The organism is Streptomyces sparsogenes subsp. cuspidosporus (assembly GCF_039532705.1).
Classification (GTDB): Bacteria; Actinomycetota; Actinomycetes; order Streptomycetales; family Streptomycetaceae; genus Streptomyces; species Streptomyces sparsogenes.
Genome location: NZ_BAAASD010000004.1, coordinates 42,492 through 63,198, shown reverse-complemented (window position 1 = coordinate 63,198; position 20,707 = coordinate 42,492). Strand labels below are relative to the sequence as shown.

The 20,707-nt window shown below is 70.7% G+C and carries 22 protein-coding genes and 1 pseudogene; 17 read left to right on the top strand and 6 right to left on the bottom strand.

The annotated features are described in order from the left end of the window. Window position 1 precedes the first annotated feature (1 nt). From ABFY07_RS06410 to ABFY07_RS06400, 3 genes are read right to left on the bottom strand one after another with little or no spacing between them, the layout of a single operon-like run. A complete protein-coding gene (locus ABFY07_RS06410) occupies window positions 2-1,705 on the bottom strand; it encodes a tyrosine-type recombinase/integrase (RefSeq protein WP_346173486.1) in 1,704 nt (567 codons plus the stop codon). Continuing rightward, entirely contained in the window at window positions 1,669-2,442 is a 774-nt protein-coding gene (locus tag ABFY07_RS06405) for a hypothetical protein (RefSeq protein WP_346173485.1), read from the bottom strand. Before ABFY07_RS06405 ends, ABFY07_RS06410 begins: the two co-directional genes overlap by 37 nt. Beyond that, the gene (locus ABFY07_RS06400) at window positions 2,439-3,608 is read right to left on the bottom strand and encodes a tyrosine-type recombinase/integrase (RefSeq protein WP_346173484.1); all 1,170 of its coding nucleotides are present in this window, start codon (window positions 3,606-3,608) and stop codon (window positions 2,439-2,441) included. The genes ABFY07_RS06405 and ABFY07_RS06400 overlap by 4 nt, the downstream gene beginning before the upstream one ends. A gap of 265 nt (window positions 3,609-3,873) precedes the next feature. Here ABFY07_RS06400 and ABFY07_RS06395 point away from each other — a divergent pair. Next, window positions 3,874-4,648, top strand: a pseudogene (locus tag ABFY07_RS06395) (transposase); the annotation flags it as partial. 9 nt (window positions 4,649-4,657) lie between these two features. On the opposite strand, the gene ABFY07_RS43085 reads toward ABFY07_RS06395, so the two are convergent. Then, window positions 4,658-4,936 carry a helix-turn-helix domain-containing protein gene (locus ABFY07_RS43085; RefSeq protein ID WP_428836863.1) on the bottom strand — a complete coding sequence of 93 codons (279 nt, stop codon included), beginning with the start codon at window positions 4,934-4,936 and terminating at the stop codon, window positions 4,658-4,660. A 28-nt stretch (window positions 4,937-4,964) separates the two neighbouring features. Between ABFY07_RS43085 and ABFY07_RS06390 the strand changes: the two genes are divergently transcribed. Then, entirely contained in the window at window positions 4,965-5,174 is a 210-nt protein-coding gene (locus ABFY07_RS06390) for a BBE domain-containing protein (RefSeq protein WP_346173483.1), read from the top strand. Window positions 5,175-5,288: 114 nt separating this feature from the next. On the opposite strand, the gene ABFY07_RS06385 is transcribed toward ABFY07_RS06390, so the two are convergent. Further along, complete coding sequence (locus ABFY07_RS06385; protein WP_346173482.1) at window positions 5,289-5,711, bottom strand: VOC family protein; 423 nt, start codon at window positions 5,709-5,711, stop codon at window positions 5,289-5,291. Between the two features lie 239 nt (window positions 5,712-5,950). Between ABFY07_RS06385 and ABFY07_RS06380 the strand changes: the two genes are divergently transcribed. Beyond that, window positions 5,951-6,688: an IS110 family transposase gene (locus ABFY07_RS06380; RefSeq protein WP_346173481.1), complete on the top strand. Its 738-nt coding sequence runs from the start codon at window positions 5,951-5,953 to the stop codon at window positions 6,686-6,688. Between the two features lie 115 nt (window positions 6,689-6,803). On the opposite strand, the gene ABFY07_RS06375 is transcribed toward ABFY07_RS06380, so the two are convergent. Next, on the bottom strand, window positions 6,804-7,505 hold the full coding sequence (locus ABFY07_RS06375; RefSeq protein ID WP_346173480.1) for a class I SAM-dependent methyltransferase: 702 nt from the start codon (window positions 7,503-7,505) through the stop codon (window positions 6,804-6,806). A 379-nt stretch (window positions 7,506-7,884) separates the two neighbouring features. Here ABFY07_RS06375 and ABFY07_RS43080 point away from each other — a divergent pair, with 379 nt between their 5' ends. From ABFY07_RS43080 to ABFY07_RS06300, 14 genes are all read left to right on the top strand, one after another. After that, window positions 7,885-8,691 (top strand): SDR family NAD(P)-dependent oxidoreductase, encoded by an 807-nt coding sequence (locus ABFY07_RS43080; protein WP_428836862.1) that lies wholly within the window; start codon window positions 7,885-7,887, stop codon window positions 8,689-8,691. A gap of 55 nt (window positions 8,692-8,746) precedes the next feature. Then, window positions 8,747-10,003 (top strand): acyl-CoA dehydrogenase family protein, encoded by a 1,257-nt coding sequence (locus ABFY07_RS06360; RefSeq protein WP_346173479.1) that lies wholly within the window; start codon window positions 8,747-8,749, stop codon window positions 10,001-10,003. Window positions 10,004-10,082: 79 nt separating this feature from the next. After that, window positions 10,083-10,586 carry a PhzA/PhzB family protein gene (locus tag ABFY07_RS06355; RefSeq protein ID WP_204165957.1) on the top strand — a complete coding sequence of 168 codons (504 nt, stop codon included), beginning with the start codon at window positions 10,083-10,085 and terminating at the stop codon, window positions 10,584-10,586. A gap of 107 nt (window positions 10,587-10,693) precedes the next feature. Then, window positions 10,694-11,320, top strand: a complete 627-nt coding sequence (locus ABFY07_RS06350; RefSeq protein ID WP_346173478.1) for an isochorismatase family protein — start codon at window positions 10,694-10,696, stop codon at window positions 11,318-11,320. Then, window positions 11,317-13,236: an anthranilate synthase family protein gene (locus tag ABFY07_RS06345; RefSeq protein ID WP_346173477.1), complete on the top strand. Its 1,920-nt coding sequence runs from the start codon at window positions 11,317-11,319 to the stop codon at window positions 13,234-13,236. Before ABFY07_RS06350 ends, ABFY07_RS06345 begins: the two co-directional genes overlap by 4 nt. Next, window positions 13,233-13,661: a hypothetical protein gene (locus ABFY07_RS06340; protein ID WP_346173476.1), complete on the top strand. Its 429-nt coding sequence runs from the start codon at window positions 13,233-13,235 to the stop codon at window positions 13,659-13,661. The genes ABFY07_RS06345 and ABFY07_RS06340 overlap by 4 nt, the downstream gene beginning before the upstream one ends. Then, complete coding sequence (locus ABFY07_RS06335) at window positions 13,654-14,493, top strand: PhzF family phenazine biosynthesis protein (protein ID WP_346173475.1); 840 nt, start codon at window positions 13,654-13,656, stop codon at window positions 14,491-14,493. The genes ABFY07_RS06340 and ABFY07_RS06335 overlap by 8 nt, the downstream gene beginning before the upstream one ends. Continuing rightward, complete coding sequence (gene phzG / locus ABFY07_RS06330) at window positions 14,486-15,178, top strand: phenazine biosynthesis FMN-dependent oxidase PhzG (protein WP_346173474.1); 693 nt, start codon at window positions 14,486-14,488, stop codon at window positions 15,176-15,178. Before ABFY07_RS06335 ends, phzG begins: the two co-directional genes overlap by 8 nt. Before the next feature lie 19 nt (window positions 15,179-15,197). Next, window positions 15,198-15,719 (top strand): flavin reductase family protein, encoded by a 522-nt coding sequence (locus tag ABFY07_RS06325; RefSeq protein WP_346173473.1) that lies wholly within the window; start codon window positions 15,198-15,200, stop codon window positions 15,717-15,719. A gap of 40 nt (window positions 15,720-15,759) precedes the next feature. Further along, complete coding sequence (gene wrbA, locus ABFY07_RS06320; protein ID WP_346173472.1) at window positions 15,760-16,368, top strand: NAD(P)H:quinone oxidoreductase; 609 nt, start codon at window positions 15,760-15,762, stop codon at window positions 16,366-16,368. A gap of 59 nt (window positions 16,369-16,427) precedes the next feature. Beyond that, the gene (locus ABFY07_RS06315) at window positions 16,428-18,083 is read left to right on the top strand and encodes an amino acid adenylation domain-containing protein (protein ID WP_346173471.1); all 1,656 of its coding nucleotides are present in this window, start codon (window positions 16,428-16,430) and stop codon (window positions 18,081-18,083) included. Next, a complete protein-coding gene (locus ABFY07_RS06310) occupies window positions 18,080-18,409 on the top strand; it encodes a phosphopantetheine-binding protein (RefSeq protein WP_346173470.1) in 330 nt (109 codons plus the stop codon). Before ABFY07_RS06315 ends, ABFY07_RS06310 begins: the two co-directional genes overlap by 4 nt. A 5-nt stretch (window positions 18,410-18,414) precedes the next feature. Continuing rightward, window positions 18,415-19,464: a 3-oxoacyl-ACP synthase III family protein gene (locus ABFY07_RS06305; RefSeq protein WP_346173469.1), complete on the top strand. Its 1,050-nt coding sequence runs from the start codon at window positions 18,415-18,417 to the stop codon at window positions 19,462-19,464. Between the two features lie 45 nt (window positions 19,465-19,509). Next, on the top strand, window positions 19,510-20,706 hold the full coding sequence (locus ABFY07_RS06300) for an acyl-CoA synthetase family protein (protein ID WP_346173468.1): 1,197 nt from the start codon (window positions 19,510-19,512) through the stop codon (window positions 20,704-20,706). The last annotated feature ends 1 nt before the right edge of the window (window position 20,707 follow it).

Genomic DNA, 20,707 nt, shown 5'->3' with positions numbered 1-20,707 from the left:
ACTAGCGATCTTGGTCTGTTGGGGTGTCCGTCCACCGTGGAGACGGGATTCCGAGGCCGACGGTTTGGGGTGACCGGCGGTCGATCTGGGCGAGCTTGTCGTTGGCGCCGGCGAGGCTGATCTGGAGCCCTTCGACCTCGCCGAGCCAGCCTTCGCGTTGTGCCTCGTCGATGCGGGCGAGAAGGTTGTCGCGGATCTCGACGATGCGGGCGTGCTGGGCAGGGTCGGGCCAGTGCATCGGACACCGCAGGCATGCGTGTTCATGGATGCATGGGGTCGAGTAGGCCCGGCCGCAGAGCCCGGTGGAGACCTTGCGGCGCTCGAAGTGGCCCAGGAACTCCTCCCATTCGTCGTCGGTGGGAGCCCGATACTCCTCGGAGGGCCGCTGGCTGCGGCGCCGGGCCAGTAACGCCAGATGCGCTTGGATGGCCTCGTCCGGATAGACGGCCTTGTAGCCGAGGGTGACGTTGATGTCCTGGTGCCCGACGATCACCTGGGCGATGTGCGGGTGCAGCCCGTTCATGATGGCGTCGGTGATGAACATCCTGCGGAAGTCGTGGGGCGTGTAGTTCAACGGACGGCCATCACTGGGGTCGACCAGGGCGGTGCTGGCCAGAGCAGCCTGGAGCATCTTGCGGACGGTGCCGTGGTTGATGGCGCGGTACTCGGTGCGGAACCGACGCTGGAACAGCAGCGGCGCTGGCGGCATCCAGACGCATTTCCAGTCGTAGGCGGGGACCAGCGGAACCGGCCCGGAGGGTTCCCGGATTCTGCTGATGATGGTGGACAGCACGTCGGCCAGTTCGGGGCTGACCACCAGCAGTCGTTCCACGTCGGTTTTAGAGGGAGCGATCTGCAGCAGCGGCACGATCTCACCAGTGGTCGGCAGCCGATACTGCACCAGGCTGTGATGGCTGATCTCGAGCAGTTCCTCGATGCGGACACCGGTGAGGCGGAGGACTTCCACCACAGCCCAGGCCCAGAATGCGTACTCCTCTTCCTGCCCGAGGTCCCGGCGCTTGCCTGTGCGTGGATCGTCCGCCCAGATCCTGGCCGCGGCCGTGCCGGAGCGCAGGACGGACCGGATCAAGGTCTGGTCGCCGACGGTGAAGGCGGCGCCGGGCTCGGTCTGCCGGGCCGCCTGGAGGAGGGCTCCGGAAGTCCTTCGTCGCTGGTCGACCGTGCGGACGAGCACGGGGAGGACCGGGAGCCGCTCGCGGGTGCGGGCGTCCATGCGGGCCTTGTGCTGTCTCTTGTGCTTGCGGGTCCCGATGTCCTCCCGGCTGATGGGGCAGGGAACGACCCAGTGCGCCCACCGCCCAGGGTCCTCAAGCGCCCACTGGGACAGGTCCAAGTAGAAGGCCCTCACCTTCACCAGGCACTCCCGGAAGCTGATGCGGGGAACAGGAACGGCGGTCCTCTCGCCGTCTCGCCCGGTGGCCGTCTCCGGCCTGGTCAACAGGCGCTGCCGCCAGGCGGCTGCAACATCAGCGGGCAGGTGCAGCGTGTCGATGCCCGGATGGTGGAGTTCGAGATCTCGCCAGAACCGGCGGCCGAGGAAGTAGGCGAGGTCACGCAGGCTGTTGTAGTCCAGCGCAGGCTGGCGTTCTCGCAGGTAGTCCACGAGCAGGTCTCTGACGGGCCGGCACTCGATCTGGTAGCGGTCGATCAGTTCGTCCGGGGTCCGCTGCCCACCGGTGCGCAACTCGCGCCAGCCCGTGGGAGCTTCGGGCCCGAGGATCTCCAGGTCCCGCAGAGTGCGGTAGAAGAGGGCAGGTCTTTCGGCCAAGCCGTCCGCACTGCCGTCTCGATCTCAGCGAGCTCCATGACGTCACCGAGGGTGATGGCATGGACGAGACCGCCCTTGGCCGCGAGGATCACGGCGGCTCGCTGCAGGATCAGCCGCCGGGACGATGGTGAAAGATCGGCGCGGCCCTCGCAGTGTGCTTTCAGCCGCGCGAATCCGGGCGGGTCCCGGACGAGGGCGAAGCCAGGGGCAAGATCCCCTTTCAGAGAGGGCATGGCCACCAGCCACTTCAACGAGGGCCGGATGACGTCGGCGCAGATCAAGACCTTCAGGCCGTTGGACAGCTCGGACGGCAGCCAGGCGGAGCACCGGCCCCGGCTGTTGAGCCATCGCAGAGGCGCCTGTCGCCACCGGTCGCCCAGGGCCTCGGCGCCGCTGACGAGCCATCGCTGCTGCCACGTCTCGCCCGGAAAGTCCTGCAGCCAGTCCAGCAAGTGGGCCAGGCCACGGACCCGCTTGCCCTGGACCACGGGGTTCGCGAGCACGAACGACGTTCCGGTCGTCCGCTCCCAGACCTCCACACGTCCCAGCCGGGTGGTAGGCCAGTCGTCGCCGACGATCCTCGCAGGGAACCGGTCGCGCGGCAGCTTCAGCGCCGCAGCCGTACTCGCCGCCTTCAGCGTCGTGGCCGTCACGGCTGGCCACCGAAGAGGACGTTGAGCGTTTCGGCCCGATAGCCTGCGGCAGGGGCCGGAGCAGTCCGCGCTGCCGCCTGCCGGGTCTGCTCGGCGTGATGGGCCAGCACCCGGCGGATCACCTCCTCCTTCCGAGGCGTGAGATATATCTGAGTGGTGGTCAATAGAGCGTGACCCAGGACGAACTGGACGTCCGTGAGGGGCAGGCCGGAGTCTTGGGCCATCCGGTAGGCCGCCGTGTGCCGCAGCGCGTGCAGCGTCGCCGAGGTCCCGGCCAACACGTTGACCCGCTCGAACATCCGATGGGCCGCGTGATAGGTCAACGGACGGGACGGAGCACGCAGCGTCCACCACAGCGACAGCCGTCGGCCGCGAGGGATCGAGTCCTCCATCTCCAGTTGGTAGAGCCGCAGCCAGACGAAGGCGTCCGTGGAGGACGGAAGCTCCTGCACCTCCCCGGTGCCCTTGCGGACCGCGATCAGCTGACGTCCCGGATCGGCCCCGCCCTGTGTGGCGGACAACAGCTCGCTGGCGCGGGCGCCGGTGGACACATAGAAAGCAACCAAGGCCCGGTCACGGTGCGAGGGCAGCCGCGCGAAGATCTCGTTGAACTCCTCATCCGGGACACTGCGGGGCACCCGCTTGGGCACCGTAGGCCGGTAGAGCCCGGTGCGTTCCCTGCGATGCGGCTCCATCGGATTGTGGTGCACATGATCACGACGGCCCCGCCGCGACCGGTCCAGGGGGAAGGGATTAAGAATCCGCCCCGTACCCGCCTCGATGTGGAAGTCGTAAAAGCCCCGCAGCACCGTCTCGCTGTGCGCGCGGACCGACGCCGCGTACGGCTTCCCGCCCACAGTCCACGAGGCAGCACCCCCGGATCGCCAGTGTGGACGCGCCGGCTGCCCGGCGACCAGCAACCACCGGGAGAAGTCCCGTGCCTCCAGGCGCGTCGCCTGTTCCCACGGAACACCGGTGGCCCACAAGAACCGGAACCAGCGCAGCAAGTCCATCCCGTACGAGCGTGCAGTCGTCGGCGGCTTCCCGGCTCCTTGCATGTCCTGCAGGTAGGCAGAGACACTCTCGACCGGCACCCCGGTCGGATCGACGAGCCGGTACGGATCCCACGGGTCATCCATGGCCACCAACTCGCCGACCAGGGGCACGGCCAGAGACGCCAGGTCTCTCGATGCTTCCACGGCCAGACCAACGAAGAATCCACCATCAGTTCACTGACCCGCAAAAACGAGACACGTAGTTCAGTCAACAGGTAAACGTATCCTGCACGCCGCCTGACGTCGTCGGCGTGGTGGAACCAGAGGTCTTGGAGAAGATCGTCACTCACGACCGTTCATGATCCGGGAGTTGGTGACCCTCCGTGGCTCTGGCACTGAAAGTGATCCAGAACCAAAATTCAGGAGACGTTGACACGTGCGGCTGGCGTACCGCGAGCAGGGGTTGTGGGGGCTGGTCGACCACCGCGCCACACGCGGACGAAGCGGCGGCGGCCGGCAGGACGAACGGGTCGTGGCCGCGGTCAAGGAGGTGCTGCGCGGGCAGCGGGAGACGCTCCAAGGGCACTGTCAAAGGGCTGATGCCGCTGGTCGCACAGCTCCTGAAAGACCGGCACAAAGGTGCGGTGGCCATGCCGTCGCGGGCCACGTTCTACCGGCTTGTCCATGAACTCGCCCACCCCACGGACCATCCGGCCACCCGGGTGCGGACGGTGCCGGTCACCGACGGCAGGCGCGGGTTCACCCCGACCGTGGCGTTGCGGCCCGGGGAGCAGGTCCAGATCGACACCACTCGCCTGGACGTCCTCGCCCGGTTCGATGACGGGAGCGTGGGACGCCCCGAGCTGACGATCGGTGTCGATGTCGCCTCCAGGGCGATCCTGGCGGCCGTGCTGTGCCCGGCCGGAACCCGGGCGGTGGACGCCGCCATGTTGCTGGCGGAGATGGCGGTGCCGCACCCGGCCCGGCCTGCGTGGCCTGAGGTGCTGCGCTTCGCGCACAGGACGGTCCTGCCGGGTGAGCGGCTTCTGTCGCTGGACGAACGCCTCCACGGGGCGGCTGCCCGGCCGGTGGTGGTGCCCGAGACGGTGGTGGATCGGGGGAAGGTGTACCTGTCGAAGGCGTTCACGGGCGCCTGCGAAGCACTCGGCATCAGTGTGCAGGCCGCCCCGCCGTTCGCGCCCACGGCCAAACCTCGTGCTTCATACTGCGCTTCTTCCGGTTGATTCCAGGAGTGTTGGGTTCTTAGGCGGTCGACCGATGCCGGGTCGTTCGAGGTCGGGTGGGGGCGAGTAGTAGAAGTATTCGCCCTTGCCGTTGGCGACGCGGCCGGTCAACAGGCCGCGGTTGCGCCAGTTCTGGACGGTGCTGAGACAGACTCCGAGTCGGCGGGCGATCTCACGGAGGCTGGCCATGCCCTGGTCTGCGAGCCGTTGGGGGTGGCTGCGCAGGCCGTAGGCCCGGCGGATGTACTGGGCCATCCGTGGTTGAAGGGGCAACGAGGAGGAGGTGCGGGCCGCGCATCAGCGGGTCTACAGTGCGGTGGCGCCGTGGGCGGTCGGCTGCTCGCTCAACTTCGTCTACGGGCGGCGCTCGGACCAGGAGTTCACGGATCAGGTGTACGACAAGGCCACCCTGCGGCGCCTTGCCGAGCTGAAGCGGACCTACGACCCGGGCAACCTCTTCCGCCGCAACCAGAACATCCGGCCGCTGGTGTAACCGGCCCTGCCCTGCGTCCGGCCGGTGCTCGGCCGCGGCGACCGTGCGGCGGCCGAGCACCGGCGCGTGCGGCGGGGCGAGGGGCCCTGGCAGGCTCCGGCCCGTCGGCCGGTGTCAGCTGCCGGCCGAGGAGGCGAGAGCGACGCTGTTGCCGTCCGGGTCGGCCACCCGCGCCACCCGTTCCCCCCAGGGCATGTCCACCGGCTCGCCAAGCACGGGCACGCCCGCGGTGCGCAGCCGCTCCAGGGCTTGATCGACGTCCTCGACGAAGACGAACATCTCGTACGGCCCGCCCGGCTCCCGTGGCTCCGTGGCGGCGGAGACGGCGAGCTCCACGCCGTCCCGGTGGAGGCCGACGAAGGCGGGCTCGCCCGTGGGCGGGTGCTGGACGAGGCGGGTGAAGCCGAGCCGTTCGTAGAAGGCCGCGGTCCGCGCCACGTGGTGCGCGGACAGGAGCGGAAAGGCCCGCAGCGGCCGTGACGCCGCCGTGCCCCCGGACGCTCCCTCCGGCTCCGCGGCGGCCGTACGGGTGCTCATGAGAGGACCATCCCTTCTGCAGCCCTCACGGGTAGGGTTGTTACCTCTCGATCCCGGTGGGGTACGGCCAGTGTCGCGAGCTGCTCGACGGCCATCATGGGTTCCGCCGGCCCTGCCGGGCCCGAGGCCGTCTGACCGGCTTCAGGGACACGTCCCGCAGAGGGCCGATTAGTGAGCTCCCGGCAGACGTCCTCACTACCGAGCAGGTGCTCCGCGCACGACACAGGAGTACTTCTTTCGTGTTCATCGGATGGGACTGGGCGACCGAGACCCATGGCATGACGGTCATGGGCGCCTCCGGCAAGCGCGTCGACCGGTGGGAACTGGCCCACACCGAGGAGGGGTTCGCCAAGACCCTGGCCCGGCTGCGCCGGCACGGCACCCCGGCGGATCTACCGGTGGCGATCGAGACGACGCGCGGTCTGGCCGTGGACCGGCTGCCGGCCGCCGGGCATCCGGTGATGCCGGCGCGCCTCAACGCCTTCCACGCGATGCGTCCGCGCTGGGGTTCCTCCGAGGCCAAGACCGACGCGGGCGACAGCATGAAGCTCGCCGACTCCCTGCGCGCTGACGGCCACCTGCTGCCCTGCCCGGAGCCCGCCGAGCAGGCCACCCTCGCTCTCCAGTCCCTCACCCGGAACCGCGCCGACCATGTCGAAGCGCGCGTCGCCGCCGTCAACCAGCTCGCCGCGCTGCTGGACGAGCACTGGCCCGGCGGCAAGGCCGTCTTCGCCAGTCTCGACAGCGACATCGCCATGGCCTTCCTGGAGCGGTACCCCACCCCGGCCTCCGCGGCCAAGCTCACCGCCACATGCCTCGAAGCCTGGTGCAAGCGCCGCCACTACTCCGGCAAGAAGCCCGGTAGCGTCCTGGCCGACACGGCAGCACCTGGGCCACAAAGATCTACAACGACGCCCGGGCCCGCAAGAAGCGCCCCCACGCCACCCGCATCCTGGCCCGCGCCCGGCTCCGCGTGATGCGGGCCTGCTGGCGCGACGGGCCCTGCTACGACCCGGTCATCCACCAGGCCAACGACAAGATCAACACGACTGCCGACACGCCTCTGGCGGCATAGAGGTTGACCCAGGAAACTCATGCCGGGACCCGGTCCGCGTAGACCTTCCACACCGGCAGCCGGGTGCGGCCCTTCTCGTCCAGCTCGGGGCGCTTGCCGGTGCGCTCGAAGAACTCCTTGACCGGTCCCGCGACCCCGGCGTACACGGAGAGCGCCAGCTGGGTGACGGACCAGCCCGCCTCGCCAAGCACCCCGCGCACCTCCTCCTCCGACACTGACAGCGGCGCCGGCATGCCGCCGGGCACGTCGGCGAAGCACAGCATGCTCAGCCGCGCACCCGGGCGGGTGGCGCGGTGCAGGGCGGCGGCGTAGCGAGCGCGTTCGGGAGCGCCCAGGGTGTGGAAGAGGGCGCTGTCGAGGACGGAGTCGAAGCGGCCCTCGTAGCCGTCGAGCCGGGTGGCGTCGGCGACGGCGAAGGTGATGTCGAGGCCACGGGCCCGTACTTCGGCCTGGGCGATGGCCGCGGAGGCGGCGTCGACGGCGGTGACGTGGTGGCCGCGCCCCGCGAGGTGCACGGCGTTGTCTCCCGGCCCGCAGCCGATGTCGAGGACCTCGCCGCTGAAGCGTCCCTCCTGTTCCATGGCGACGACATCGGGCTGCGGCTCCCCGATGTCCCAGGGCACACCCTTGATGTGGGCGCCGGGCAGCAGGTCGCCGCCGGTGTAGACGGCGTTGAAGTCGGCGGTGGTGAAGTCGTAGCGCTGCTCGGTGGTACTCACGCGGATCCCCTCGAGTCGGTGCGGTGTGCTGGAACACCGGATTCCGGCGCTGTCCGGCGCCCCGGAACGGCCATGCAGCCAGGTGCATTCCCAGGAGTATTGCCATCGCCCGTACGCCAGGGGAAGGACGTAAGGATCCGGTCGGCGAAAGCGGTGGGTGTCAAGAGCCTGGGGCTGTTGTCCGACCGCGGAAATTCCGCGGTCGGACAACAGGAAGATTCCTCCGGAAGCCCCTTCAAGCTGCGGCTTCGCATTCCCGGACAGCGTCCTTCGGACTTCCTTCCGGTCCGCCGTGGACAATCCAGAAGGAAGTCGTGGTGAATGAATTCCGGCGCCGGGCGAGGTGATCCCGCCGGGCCGGGAAATTTCGCACTGGCCGATGGCGAAAGGAGAGCAACAGTGTCCGGCAGGGTCTGCGTCCCGCGGGTTCGGCAGGATCTGGGCGCGGGCCGCGCTTGCGCGGGGCGACCGCGTCGCCGCCACCGCCCGGGACGTCGCGAGCCTGGCGGACCTCGTCACCGAGTTCAGCGACGTGGTGCTGCCGTTGCGACTCGACGTCTCCGACAAGCAGCAGGTGACCGAGGCGGTCGCCACAGCACGGGAGGCGTTCGGCCGCATCGATGTGGTCGTAAACAACGCGGGCTACGGGCTGGTCGAGGACGTCACCGAGGAGCGGGCCAGGGCCCAGCTGGACACGAACTTCTTCGGCACGCTCTGGGTCACGCAGGCGGTGCTGCCCGTCCTGCGGGAGCAGGGCAGCGGCCACCTGCTCCAGGTGTCGAGTATCGCCGGCATTGCCTCCTGGCCGATGGGGCCTCTACCACGCCTCCAAGGGGGCGGTCGAGGGCCTGACGGACGCCCTCGCGCAGGAGGTGGCGCCCTTCGGGATCCATGTAACGCTGCTGGAACCCGGCCCGTACCGCACCGATTGGCGCGGCAGTTCGGCCGTGTGGGCCGAGGCCGCACCGCCCTACGCCGAGCGCGCCCACGCCCCGTCGGCAGGCGTGGCCCCGGCGACCCGGAGGCCACCGCCGGCCCGCTGATGGAACTGGTCGACGCCGAACGGCCCCCGCTGTGTGCCTTCCTCGGTGCCTCGGCCCTGGAGACCGCCCGCGCCGTGTACGAGGACCGGCTGCACATCTGGGAGCTGTGGGGCCCCGTTGCCAAGGCCGCCCAGGGCAACTGACCGCCGCATACCCGCCCGTTATCCGGGCGCAAGGCCCTGTCGAGAGGAACCCGCCGTGCTGACCACCGATACGCTGTCCAGTGCAGCCACACCACCGACCCCGCCGTGGTCCGCCAAGCAGTCCGCGCCCCCGGCCGCCCCGCTGCCGGAGGGCGAACTCCTCGCCCGGGCCGAGGCATTGGTCCCGACGCTCTGGGAGGACGCGGACGAGACCGACCGCGGGCGGCGGCTGACCGACCGCGGCATCGACGCCATCACCGGACAGGGTCTGATGCGCCTGCTGACCCCGCCCCGGCTCGGCGGCCACGGCACCGGAGTCCGCACGCTCCTTGACGTGGCGACCGCGCTCGGCCGCGGCTGCCCGAGCGCGGCCTGGGTCACGGGCGTGCTCAACGTGGGCAACTTCGTCGCCTCGCTCTTCTCCGAAGCCGCCCAGGACGACGTGTGGGGGGACGATCCCGACGCCCGTACCGCCCAGGTCCTTGGGATGCCCGCGAAGGGCGTCGAGCCCTGCGCGGACGGCGTCGTCGTCACCGGCCAGTGGGCCTACATGTCCGGCTCGCTGCACGCCGGATGGGTCGGAGTGCTGCTGGCCCGCGGGCCCGAGGACGGCGCGCCCGGGGTGCACTTCGCCCTGCTGCCGCGCCAGGAGCTGGGCCTGGAGGACACCTGGCACTTCGCCGGCATGCGCGGCACCGGCAGCAACACCGTCACCGCCGATCGAGTGTTCGTGCCCCGGCACCGGCTGCGGCCCTACCTGCCGGTGCTGAACGGCGAGCTAACACCCGAGGACGCGGCCACCCCGTACCGGAACAGCCTCACCGGGATCTTCTCGCTCGGCCTCCTCGGCTCTCTCATCGGGGCTGCCGATGCGGCCCTGGAATACGTACGCGGGAAGGTGCCCACACGCCCCGCGGCCGGCTCCACCTATCCCAACCAGGCCGAATCCCCGACCACCCGGCTCCACTTGGCCGAGGCCGCCATCAAGATCGACTCAGCGAGGATGCACGCGCAGCGGCTCGCCGACACCGTCGATGCCTACGCCTCAGAGGGCCGCACCGCCGACACGCTCATCCGGGCCCGGGCCCGGATGGAGTCCACGCACGTGGCCGAGCTGTGCCGGGAGGCGGTCGACCTGCTGCTCACCACGTACGGCTCCTCCGCCTTCCACGAGGCGAATCCGCTGCAACGCATCTGGCGGGACGTTCACGTCGGCAGCCGGCACGCCGGATTCGGCCTGGGCATCCCGCAGCAGGTGTACGGCCACGCGCTGGTCGGCAAGGACCCGCGCGAGATCAGCCTCCTGGTCTGAGCCGCGCCCCGCGCACGAACCCGCATCACCGCCACGCACCTGCTCACGTTCGCAACCGACCGACAGCGGAAGGACACGGATGTCTGCCAGCCACACCACCACCGCCCGTGCGGGCGATGTGCCCACCGATACAGACGCACTGCGTGCGCACAACCGCGCCATCGTCGACCAGTACATGAACACGCGCGGACAGGACCGGCTCCGCCGCCACCTGCTCTTCACCGAGGACGGCGTCGGCGGGCTATGGACCACGGACACCTGCGAGCCGATCACCATCAACGGCCGGGACCGGCTCGGCGAGCACGCCGTCTGGTCGCTCAAGTGCTTCCCGGACTGGGCCTGGATCAACATCGAGATCTTCGACACCCAGGACCCGAACCGCTTCTGGGTCGAGTGCGATGGCGAGGGCACGATCCGTTTCAGCGGTTACCCGGAAGGCCACTACCGCAACCACTTCCTCCATTCGTTCACCTTCGAGGGCGGAAAGATCAAGCTCCAGCGCGAGTTCATGAACGTCTGCGCACAGTTCCGCGCCCTGGGCATCGAGGTTCCCGTCGTGAAACGGGCCGGCATTCCCACCTGACGCACCGCACCGACGGCGGGGCCCGGGCCCGCTTCCCCCGGCCGATGCCCGCAGCCCTGCACCGCGGCTCGCACCACCCTGTCCGCGCCCAGCAATGGAGTTGTCCTATGACGGCCGACCTACCGACCATCCCGTCCTATCCGCTCCCGGCGCAGGAGACGCTGCCTGGCAACACCGCCCGCTGGCGCCCGTCCACGGACCGGGCCGTGCTCCTGGTCCACGACATGCAGCGGTACTTTCTCGCCGCCTTCCCCGACCCTCTCCGCTCCGAGCTGGTGCACAACGCCGCACAGCTGCGCAAGCGTGCCGCGGCCGCCAAAGTGCCCGTCGCCTACACCGCCCAGCCCGGCGGCATGGACGCCCAACAGCGCGGCCTGCTCCGGGACTTCTGGGGGCCCGGCATGACCACCGCCCCGGAGGACCGGGACGTGGTCCCCGAACTGGCGCCCGAGCAGGGCGACTGGGAGTTCACCAAGCTCCGCTACAGCGCCTTCTTCCGCTCCGGCCTGCTGGCGTGGATGCGGCAGGCGGGACGCGACCAGCTGGTGCTGTGCGGCGTGTACGCGCATATCGGCGTCCTCGCCACCGCCCTGGAGGCCTACCAGCACGACATTCAGCCCTTCCTCGCCGCCGACGCGCTCGGTGACTTCACCGAGGCCGACCACCGCCTCGCCCTCGACTACGCGGCCCGCCGCTGCGGGGTCGTCCTCCCGTCCGCGGAGGTGTTCGCATGAGCTCGCAGCCGCTCACGCCGGCGGGGCCGGACACCGACCTGCTCGATCGCATCCTCGCCGCCACCGGCCCGCAGTCCGGCAGCGCACCCGCGTTCGCGCTGCTGCACCGCCCCAACAGCGGCCCGCACGGCACCGTCGATGTGCTCACCGGCACCATGACCTTCCCCGCCGCGCTCGCCGACGTCCCGCTCAGCACGGACCGGCCGGCCGCTGCCCCGGCCCACGATGTACTCGTCCTCGTGCCCTACCGGCAGCTCGCCGAACGAGGCTTCGCCGCTCCCGACGACGGCGCCCCGCTGATCGCCATGGCCGCCGAGGAACAGGCCGCACTGCCGTTGGCCGACGTGCTCGAGCGCATCCCCGAAACCCCGGTGGCTCTCACCGGCGGCGGTTTCGACACCGACGACGAGACCTACGCGGAGACCGTCCGCCGGGTCGTGGCCGACGAGATCGGTACCGGGGTCGGCTCCAACTTCGTCGTCCGGCGCAGCTACGAGGCAGCCGTCGACGGCTGCCCGCCGCGCGCCGCGCTCACCCTCTTCCGGCGACTCCTTGAGCGGGAGGAGGGCGCCTACTGGACGTTCGTGATCTGCACCGGGGAGCGCACCTTCGTCGGGGCCACCCCGGAGCGCCATGTGTCGCTCAGGGGCGGCATGGCCGTGATGAACCCCATCAGCGGCACCTACCGCTATCCGCCGACCGGACCCACGCTGCGCGGCGTCACCGACTTCCTCGCCGACGGCAAGGAGGCCGACGAGCTGTACATGGTCGTCGACGAGGAACTGAAGATGATGGGCCGGATCTGCCCCTCCGGCGGCAGGGTCGTCGGCCCGTACCTGAAGGAGATGGCCCGGCTCGCTCACACCGAGTACCTCATCGAGGGCCGCACCGACCGCGACGTGCGGGACATCCTGCGCGAGACGATGTTCGCGCCGACCGTCACCGGCAGCCCGCTGGAGAGCGCGGCCCGGGTGATCAGCCGGTACGAGCCGCAGGGCCGGGGCTACTACGGCGGGGTCGCCGCCCTCATCGGCCGCGACGCCAACGGCGAACGCTCCCTCGACTCCGCCCTGCTGATCCGTACTGCGGACATCGCGGCCGACGGGCGGATGCGGATCGGGGTAGGCGCCACCCTGGTGCGGCACTCCGACCCCGAGTCCGAGGTCGCCGAGACCAAGGCCAAGGCCGCGGGGCTGCTCAGCGCCTTCGAGCAGGGCGGGAACGCCCGCTTCAGCACTCACCCCGAGGTACTGGCGGCGCTGCACGCCCGCAACGCCCGCATCGCCGACTTCTGGCTGCGCGACTCCGGCCGCACCTTCCCCGAGGTGGGCTGCCTGACCGGCCTGAACACCCTGGTCGTGGACGCCGAGGACACCTTCACGGCCATGATCGGCCAGCAGCTGTCCGCGCTGGGCCTGGACGTGACCGTCCGCCGCTTCGACGAGCCGTACGACGTCGCGGCACACGACCTTGTCGTCCTGGGCCCCGGGCCCGGCGACCCCTGCGACGGGGACGATCCGCGCATCGCCCAGCTGCGCACGACGGTGGACCGGCTGCTCGCCGAGCGGCGGCCCTTCCTCGCCGTGTGCCTCAGCCACCAGGTGCTCAGCCGGCGGTTCGGCCTTGAGCTGGAGCGCAGACAGGTCCCCAACCAGGGGGTGCAGCTGGAGATCGACCTCTACGGCAGCCGCGAACGCGTCGGCTTCTACAACACCTTTGCCGCCCACAGCAGCGAGGAGAAGCTGGAGGCGGACGGGACCGGTCTGGTCGAGGTCAGCCGGGACCCGGACACCCACGAGGTGCACGGGTTGCGCGGCCCGCACTTCGCCAGCATGCAGTTCCACGCCGAATCGGTGCTCACCGTCGACGGCCCGCGCATCGCGGCCGAGGCGATCCGCCGGGTGGTGGGCCGATGAGAGCCGACATCGCCTGGTGGGACCTGGACGGCACGGCGCAGACCGTCGACTCGCTCACCGCACACCTGCGCACCTGCGCGGCGGCCTGGGACCGGGTGCCCGGTCTGCTCGGCAAGGTCTGGATCGCCGACCGGCGCACGAACCGGTGGGGCGCGGTGATGCTCTGGGCGGACCAGCGCCCGGCCCTCGCGGAGCTGCCTGCGAACCACGCGGCCCGGCTGCTCGGCGGCCCGCCCACGCACCGCGACGGCTTCGACATCGAGGCGGTGGCGGGCGGTGCCCTCGCCCCGGCCCGCGTCGCCCCGGCCGCGGGCGGTACGCCGGTCAAGCCGTCCGCCTCGACCGTGGCGCCCCCGCCGCTTCCGGACGCCGGGCCCACCCCTGCGCACCGTCCTTCGTATCCAGGGAGCCCCCGTCATGCATGACTACCTCGTCGTGGACGCCTTCACGCGCACCCCGCTCAAGGGCAATCCCGTCGCCGTCTTCCTCGAGGGCGCGGACCTGAGCGCCGAGGTGATGCAGGCGGTCGCGCGGGAGATGAACCTCTCCGAGACCACCTTCGTCCTGCCGCCCGAGGGCGAGGCCGACGCACGCGTCCGGATCTTCACGCCGGTAAACGAACTCCCTTTTGCCGGACACCCGTTGCTCGGTACCGCCGTCGCGCTCGGCCTGGTCCGCAAGACGGACCGGCTGCGGCTGGAGACGGCCATGGGCACGGTTCCCTTCGAGCTGTCCCCGGAGGTGAGTGACGGTTCCGTGCTGGCCTGGATGCGGCAGCCGGTGCCCGAGTGGCGGCCGTACGAGCACGCGACGGAAATCCTGTCGGCGCTCGGCGTGGCGGAGTCCACTGCCCCCGTGGAGATCTACCGGAACGGCCCCCGGCACGTGTTCGTCGGCCTGGAGAGCGTCGACGCCCTGTCGGCGCTCCGCCCCGACCACCGGGCTCTGTCCGCCTTCCCCGACATGGCGGCCAACTGCTTCGCCGGGCAGGGATCCGCCTGGCGCAGTCGGATGTTCTCGCCGGCGTACGGCGTCGTCGAGGACGCGGCGACGGGCTCGGCGGCGGGTCCGCTCGCCGTCCATCTGGCACGGCACGGGCTCGCGCCCTGGGGCCGGGAGACCAGCATCCTGCAGGGCGTCGAGATGGGCCGGACCTCGCTGATGCGCGCGCTCGCCGAGGGACGGGGCGAGCGGGTCACGTCGGTGCGGGTCGGCGGGCACGGGGTGCTCGTGGCGGACGGAGTGCTGCATGTCTGACCTGACCGGCCTCCAGCCCGCCCCGCCCGCAGGGCGGGACCAGCTGGGTGACGCCGCCCGGTTCGAGTCGCTGACCGGCGAGGAACACCTCGCCTTCCCCGAGTACGAGGAACTGCCGCCGGAGCCGCTCAGCCTGGCCGCGCGCTGGCTCGAGGCGGCCACGGCCCGCGGGGTGCGGGAGCCGCGCTCGCTCGCCCTGGCCACCGCGGACGCCGACGGCCGCCCCTCCAACCGGATCGTCACGGTCGGCCGACTCGACGCCCGTGGACTGGCATTCACCACCCACAGCACCAGCAGGAAAGGCCGCGACCTGGCTGTAAACGGCTGGGCCTCCGGCGTGCTGTACTGGCGCGAGACCTCGCAGCAGCTCGTTCTCTCCGGCCCGGTACGGAAGGTGACCCCCGCCGAGTGCGACGCGCTGTGGCAGGCGCGACCGGTGCCGCTGCACTCCATGACGGCCGCATCCCGGCAGAGCGAACCACTGCCGGAGGTGTCGGCCCTGCGCGAGCGGGCCCGCGAACTGGGAGCCCCCGGTCTGCCGCTGCCCCGTCCGGACCGCTTCGCCGGCTACCTCCTTGAGCCCGCGGAGGTGGAGTTCTGGCTGGCACGCCCGGACCGGCTGCACTGCCGTCTGCACTACGTCCACGACGGCGCCCGCTGGCATGTCGGCCGGCTCCAGCCCTGACCGACCAGGAGGAACAGCCGTGGAAGCAGCGGACTTCACCCGGGCGATGGCCCGGGTCCCAGGACCGGTGACGGTGGTGACCACCGTCGACGCCGCGGGCACCCGCAGCGGCTTCACCGCCAGTTCGTTCAGCTCCGTCTCGCTGGACCCGCCGCTGGTGCTGGTCTGCCTGGACCGGGCGGCGAGCACCCACCCGGCCTTCGCGGCGGCGGACCGCTTTCTCGTCAACGTACTGGCGGAGGGTCAGGAGGCCATCGCGCTGCGCTTCGCCGCGTCCGGCATCGACCGCTTTGCCGCGGGGGACCTGAAGCCCTGCGAGGCCGGGATGCCAGGGCTTCCGGACGCCTGCGCACGGGTGGCGTGCACGCTGCACGCCCTGGTTGAGGCGGGGGACCACAGCATCCTCGTCGGGCGGGTCGAGCAGGCCCACACCAGGGACCGGCCGCCGCTCGTCCACTGTGACCACGCCTTCTCCCGGCCGGTGCCGGTGGCCCGGCCCGATGAAGAACTCTTGAGCGCACTTCATCTCACCGAATGGTGAATTCCTGGACTACACCTGTGACCACCGAGGAGTCCGCACCGTGCCCACCGATGTCAGAATTTCCATCATCTACTATTCCCTCACTGGAACCGTCGCCGAGATTGCCCGGGAAATGGCCGAGACTGCGGAGAAGGAAGGCGCCGAGGTCCGGCTGCGGAAGGTCCCCGACGCCGCTTCCGCGACCGAAAAGGCGGCCGCCCCGGCTGGCGCCGCACCCGCAGGGGATACCGTGGAGGTGCCCGTGGCCTGCGTGGACGACCTGCTGTGGGCGGACGGCGTGCTGCTTGGCTCACCCACCCGATTCGGCAACATCGCAGGCCCGCTGAAATCTTTTCTCGATTCGCTCGGCGGAGCCTGGCAGAAACAGCAGCTGGCTGACAAGGTGTACAGCGGATTCACCGCGACGGGCAGTCTGCACGGCGGCCAGGAATCCACGCTGCTGGCGCTTATGACGTCCTTCCACCATTTCGGTGGTGTCGTCGTCGCGCCCGGATACACCAGCCCGGAGAAATTCGCCGACGGAAATCCGTACGGCACCGCGCACTGCACCGAGGACCGGACCCGCCCGGTTGACGACACCACCCGGACCGCGGCCCGGATCCAGGCCTCCCGCGTCGTGCGCTTCGCACGCGCCATCACCGCGGCCTGACCACCCCGGCGCCTGTACATCCGTCCCACCCGCCCACGCATCACAGGAGGTGTTCCCACATGACAGCGCCGCGCGCTCAGCCACCCGCGGAGCACGACACACCCCAGGAGCGCCCCGGTCGGCCCGCCGTGCCGCAACAGTCCGCCGCCCGGCAGGTGTCCGCCCGGACTCTGACCGATGCTTTCGCCGACAGCCTCGCCGCGAACGCTGACGGCAGCGCGATCACCGCCGACGGCGCATCCGTCAGCTACCGCGATCTCGACACCTGGGCCCGCGCCATCGCCAGGCTGCTCCGCTCGCACGGCATCGGCCGCGGCGACCGGGTGGCCCTGCGGATGCCGCCGGGCGCAACCGCCCTCGCGTCGATGCTCGGCATCCTGTGGGCCGGTGCCGCCTATGTGCCGCTGGACATCCGCAACCCGCCGTCCCGTAACCGCTTCATCCTCCAGGATGCCGGTGCCGCCGCCTTTCTCGGCGACCCGGACGGCTGTCGGCCCGGCGACGTGCCTGTGCTCGGCGAGGAGCGACTGCACGCCCTGCGGGACACCCCGGCCCCGCACCATCCCGAGCCGCTGACCTGCGCGGAGCTTGGCCCGCACGACACTGCGTACGTGATCTACACCTCCGGCACGACGGGGAAGCCGAAGGGCGTCCCCATCCACCACGGCGCAGTGACGGCGCTGCTGGCGGGCGCGACCCAGAGGTTCGCGTTCACCACCGAGGACAGCTGGCTGCTGTTCCACTCCATCGCTTTCGACGTGTCCGTCTGGGAGATCTGGGGCGCCTTCGCGACCGGCGGCAGGCTCGTGGTGCTGCCGCACTGGACGGCGCGTTCCCCGCAAGGAGTGCTGCGGGTCGTCGAGGAGGAGCGGATCTCCGTCCTAAGCCAGACTCCGACCGCTTTCGGTACGTTCGCGGCCGCGGCGCTCGCCGCTGACGCCGTTCTGCCGGCCCTGCGCTACGTCGTCTTCGCGGGCGAGAAGCTGCTCCCGGGCACCCTGCGAGCCTGGGCCGGACGGTACGGCCTGGGACACCCGGCGCTGGTGAACATGTACGGGATCACCGAAACCACCGTGCACTCCACCTATCACGAGCTGACCGCCGCCGACCTGGCCGGTGCCGACTCCGTCATCGGCCATCCGCTACCCGGCTTCACCCACCGGGTGCTCACCGACGCCGGAGACGAGGCCGCGCCCGGCGAACAGGGGCTGCTGTGGCTGGCTGGCCCGCAGGTCAGCAAGGGCTATCTGCACCGGCCGGACCTCAACGCCGAGCGCTTTCGGACCTTGGAGTCACCCAAGGACGGTCTGCTGCGCCGCTACTACTGCTCCGGCGATCTGGTCTCCCGCCGTCCCGACGGCGTTCTCGTCTACCACGGGCGCGAGGACCTCCAGGTCAAACTGCGCGGCCATCGCATCGAGCTGAGCGACGTCGAGGCCGCTGTCCGAACCCACGAACAGGTCGCCGACGCCGTGGTGTGGCTGCGCCGCTTCGGCCCCGGCGACGAGCGGCTGGTGTGCGCCTACGCCACCACCGGCGAGGACGTACGGATACCGGCCAGAGAACTGCGCGAGCACGTCAAACGGCTACTGCCTTCCTACATGTGGCCCGCCGTCCACCAGCGGCTGCCCGAGCTGCCGCGCACTATCAACGGAAAGCTCGACCGGGACGCGGTGTCCCGGCGCTTTGACGAGGAAAGGGAACATCGCTCATGACCCCCGCTCCCGAGCACCGCACGACCACGACCGCCACGGCCCCCGCAGCCGGGAACGCCGACCTGGTCGACGAGGCCGAGCGGCTGACCGTCGAGTGGGCCGCCCGTGTCCTGGAGGACCCGGAGGCCTGCGCCGAGGACAACTTCCTGGACCTCGGCGGGCATTCGCTCCTCGCGCTCCGCATGAGCCGGTACGCCAAGGAACGGTTCGGCGTCGAGTATGACCTGATGGTGCTCTTCGAGACCGACCTCGCCACGGCGGCTCGCGACCTCGTGTCCCGCGCCGGGAACGCGGCTACCGGAACGGCCACGGACGGCGAGGGGTGAGCGCCATGAATTCGCCACGGACCGCGAGCCCGCCTGCCGCCGTGCAGTGCGGCATCGCGGCCTTCGGCCTCGCCTTCGGCGAGGACCGGGACGTGGCCGCCACTGCGGCTGACTACGTTGACAACCCCGAGCGGGTCGTCAACTGGGGCTTCCGCACCTATCACCGCGCCCCGGACGACGTGCACGCCACCGGCCTCGCACACGCCGCCGCCCAGCGGGCGCTGGACCGGCTCGGCCTCGCCGCCGAGGATCTCGACCTCGTCGTCGTCGCCACCTCCGACCTGCCGGAGTACGCCTACCGCGACGGAGCCGCCGCGCTCGCCCGCGAGCTGGGCATCGAGCGCACCCAGACCCTGCTGCTCACCGAGGGCTGCGGCGCGGGCGTCCACGGGCTGTACTACGTGGCCTCCACGATGGCAATGCAGCCCGAGGTGGAGACGGCGCTGTTCGTCGCCGTGAACCGGGTCAGCGAGTACCACCGCAATCGGATGAACCTCTTCAGCGCGGTGCTCAGCGACGGCGCCGCCGCTGTCGTCCTGCGCCGCGGACACAGTGCCAATCAGTGGCTCGCCACCGAGCAGTTCACCGAACCGGAACACTGCGATCTGCTGCGGGTGGACTTCGGCGGGACGGTCAGCCCGGTGCCGCCCGAGGGCTGGTCGAGCCGCGAGGCCCCTGGCGGGCACGAGTCCGTACGCCGCCAGTTCGGCGATGATCCTGTGGTGCTCCAGCGCTTCCTCACCAACCGTTACGCGCGGCTGCTGGAGGTCGTCGACGGGGCCTGCCGTCGGGCTGGCCTCCAGCGGCAGGACATCGACCACCTCATCTACCTCAACGACAGCGCGGCCAGCATCGAAGCCGTGGCGGAGCCGCTGGGCGTGCCGCTGAGCCGTACCAACGCCGCGCTCGCCCCCGGCCACGGCCACATGGGCGCCGCCGACCAGCTGGTGTCGCTCGCCCAGCAGCTGGAGCGCGGCGAGATCGCGTCCGGGGACATCGTCGCCCTGTGCGGCATCTCGACCGACCGCTGGAGCGCCACCCTTGTCCGCGCCTAGTGCCGCCGGGCAGGCCCGGCCCTTCCACCCTTCCGGGAGACAGACATGACCACGCGCATACCCGAAGCAGTCGACGCCCCGGATACCCCGACTGCCCCCGGCGGGGACCCGGCAGCCCGTACACCCCGTGCGCCTCAGGAGGCCGACGTCCCGGGCTCCGGTCTGCTGGACCTGCCCCCGCAGGCGCAGCCCGACCCCGATGCCTATGTCCGGGCCGCCATGGAGTGGCACTTCAGCTCCGAGACCGGCTCCCGGTACTGGCTGGAGCGCGCCCGTACCCTCGGCTTCGACCCGCGTACCGAGGTCCGCACCCACGAGGACCTGCGTCTGTTCCCGAACGTCGCCGCCGAGCTGCGGGACGTTCCCGCCGCCGACCTGATCCCCCGCGGCTACGGGCCGCGCCCGGATGTCGTCGGCATCTTTGAGAGCGGCGGCACCACCGGCGCCCCCAAGCGGGTGGTCCTGATGCGTGACTGGCTCGAGCGGATGCTCGCTGCCTCCAACGCCAATCTGGACGCGCATGGCTTCCCGCGCGGGGCGGACTGGCTCGGCATCGTCCCCTCGGGGCCGCATATCGTCGGCGAGTTCTTCCGCCGCTCGGCCGCCACGCACGGCCGGTACGGCTTCTCGATCGACCTGGACCCGCGCTGGGTGAAGAAACTCATGGCGCTCGGCCGCGTCAGGGAGGCCGGAGAGTACGCCGAACACGTACTGGACCAGGCCGAGTTCGTACTCAGATCGCAGGAGATCGGGGTGCTCACGATCACCCCGTCGCTGCTGGAGAGGCTCGCCCAGCGTGACGATCTGGTGGAGCTGGTGAACGAGAAGGTGCGGGCCATCCGCTGGGGCGGCACCCAGCTTGACCCGGATTCGCGGTACCTGTATCGGACGGAGGTGTTTCCCGAGGTCGAACTGTGCGGCAACTACGGCAGCACGATGATTCTCGGCGTCGCCAGCGAACGGCCCGGGCTGCCGGACGACGGGCCCTGCGTTTTCGACCCGCTCAGCCCGTACGCCACCTTCTCCGTCGTCGACCCGGATAGCGGGCTGCCCGTCGCCTACGGCGAACGCGGCCAGGTGCTGGTGCATCACGTCAGCAAGTCCTTCCTGCTGCCCAACAACCTGGAGCGGGACCTGGCCACCCGAGTCGAGGCGCCGCAGGGCCGGGCGGGCGACTCCGTTGCCGACATCGCGCCGGTCGCGACCTTCGAGAACGAGGCCGTCATCGAAGGCGTCTACTGAC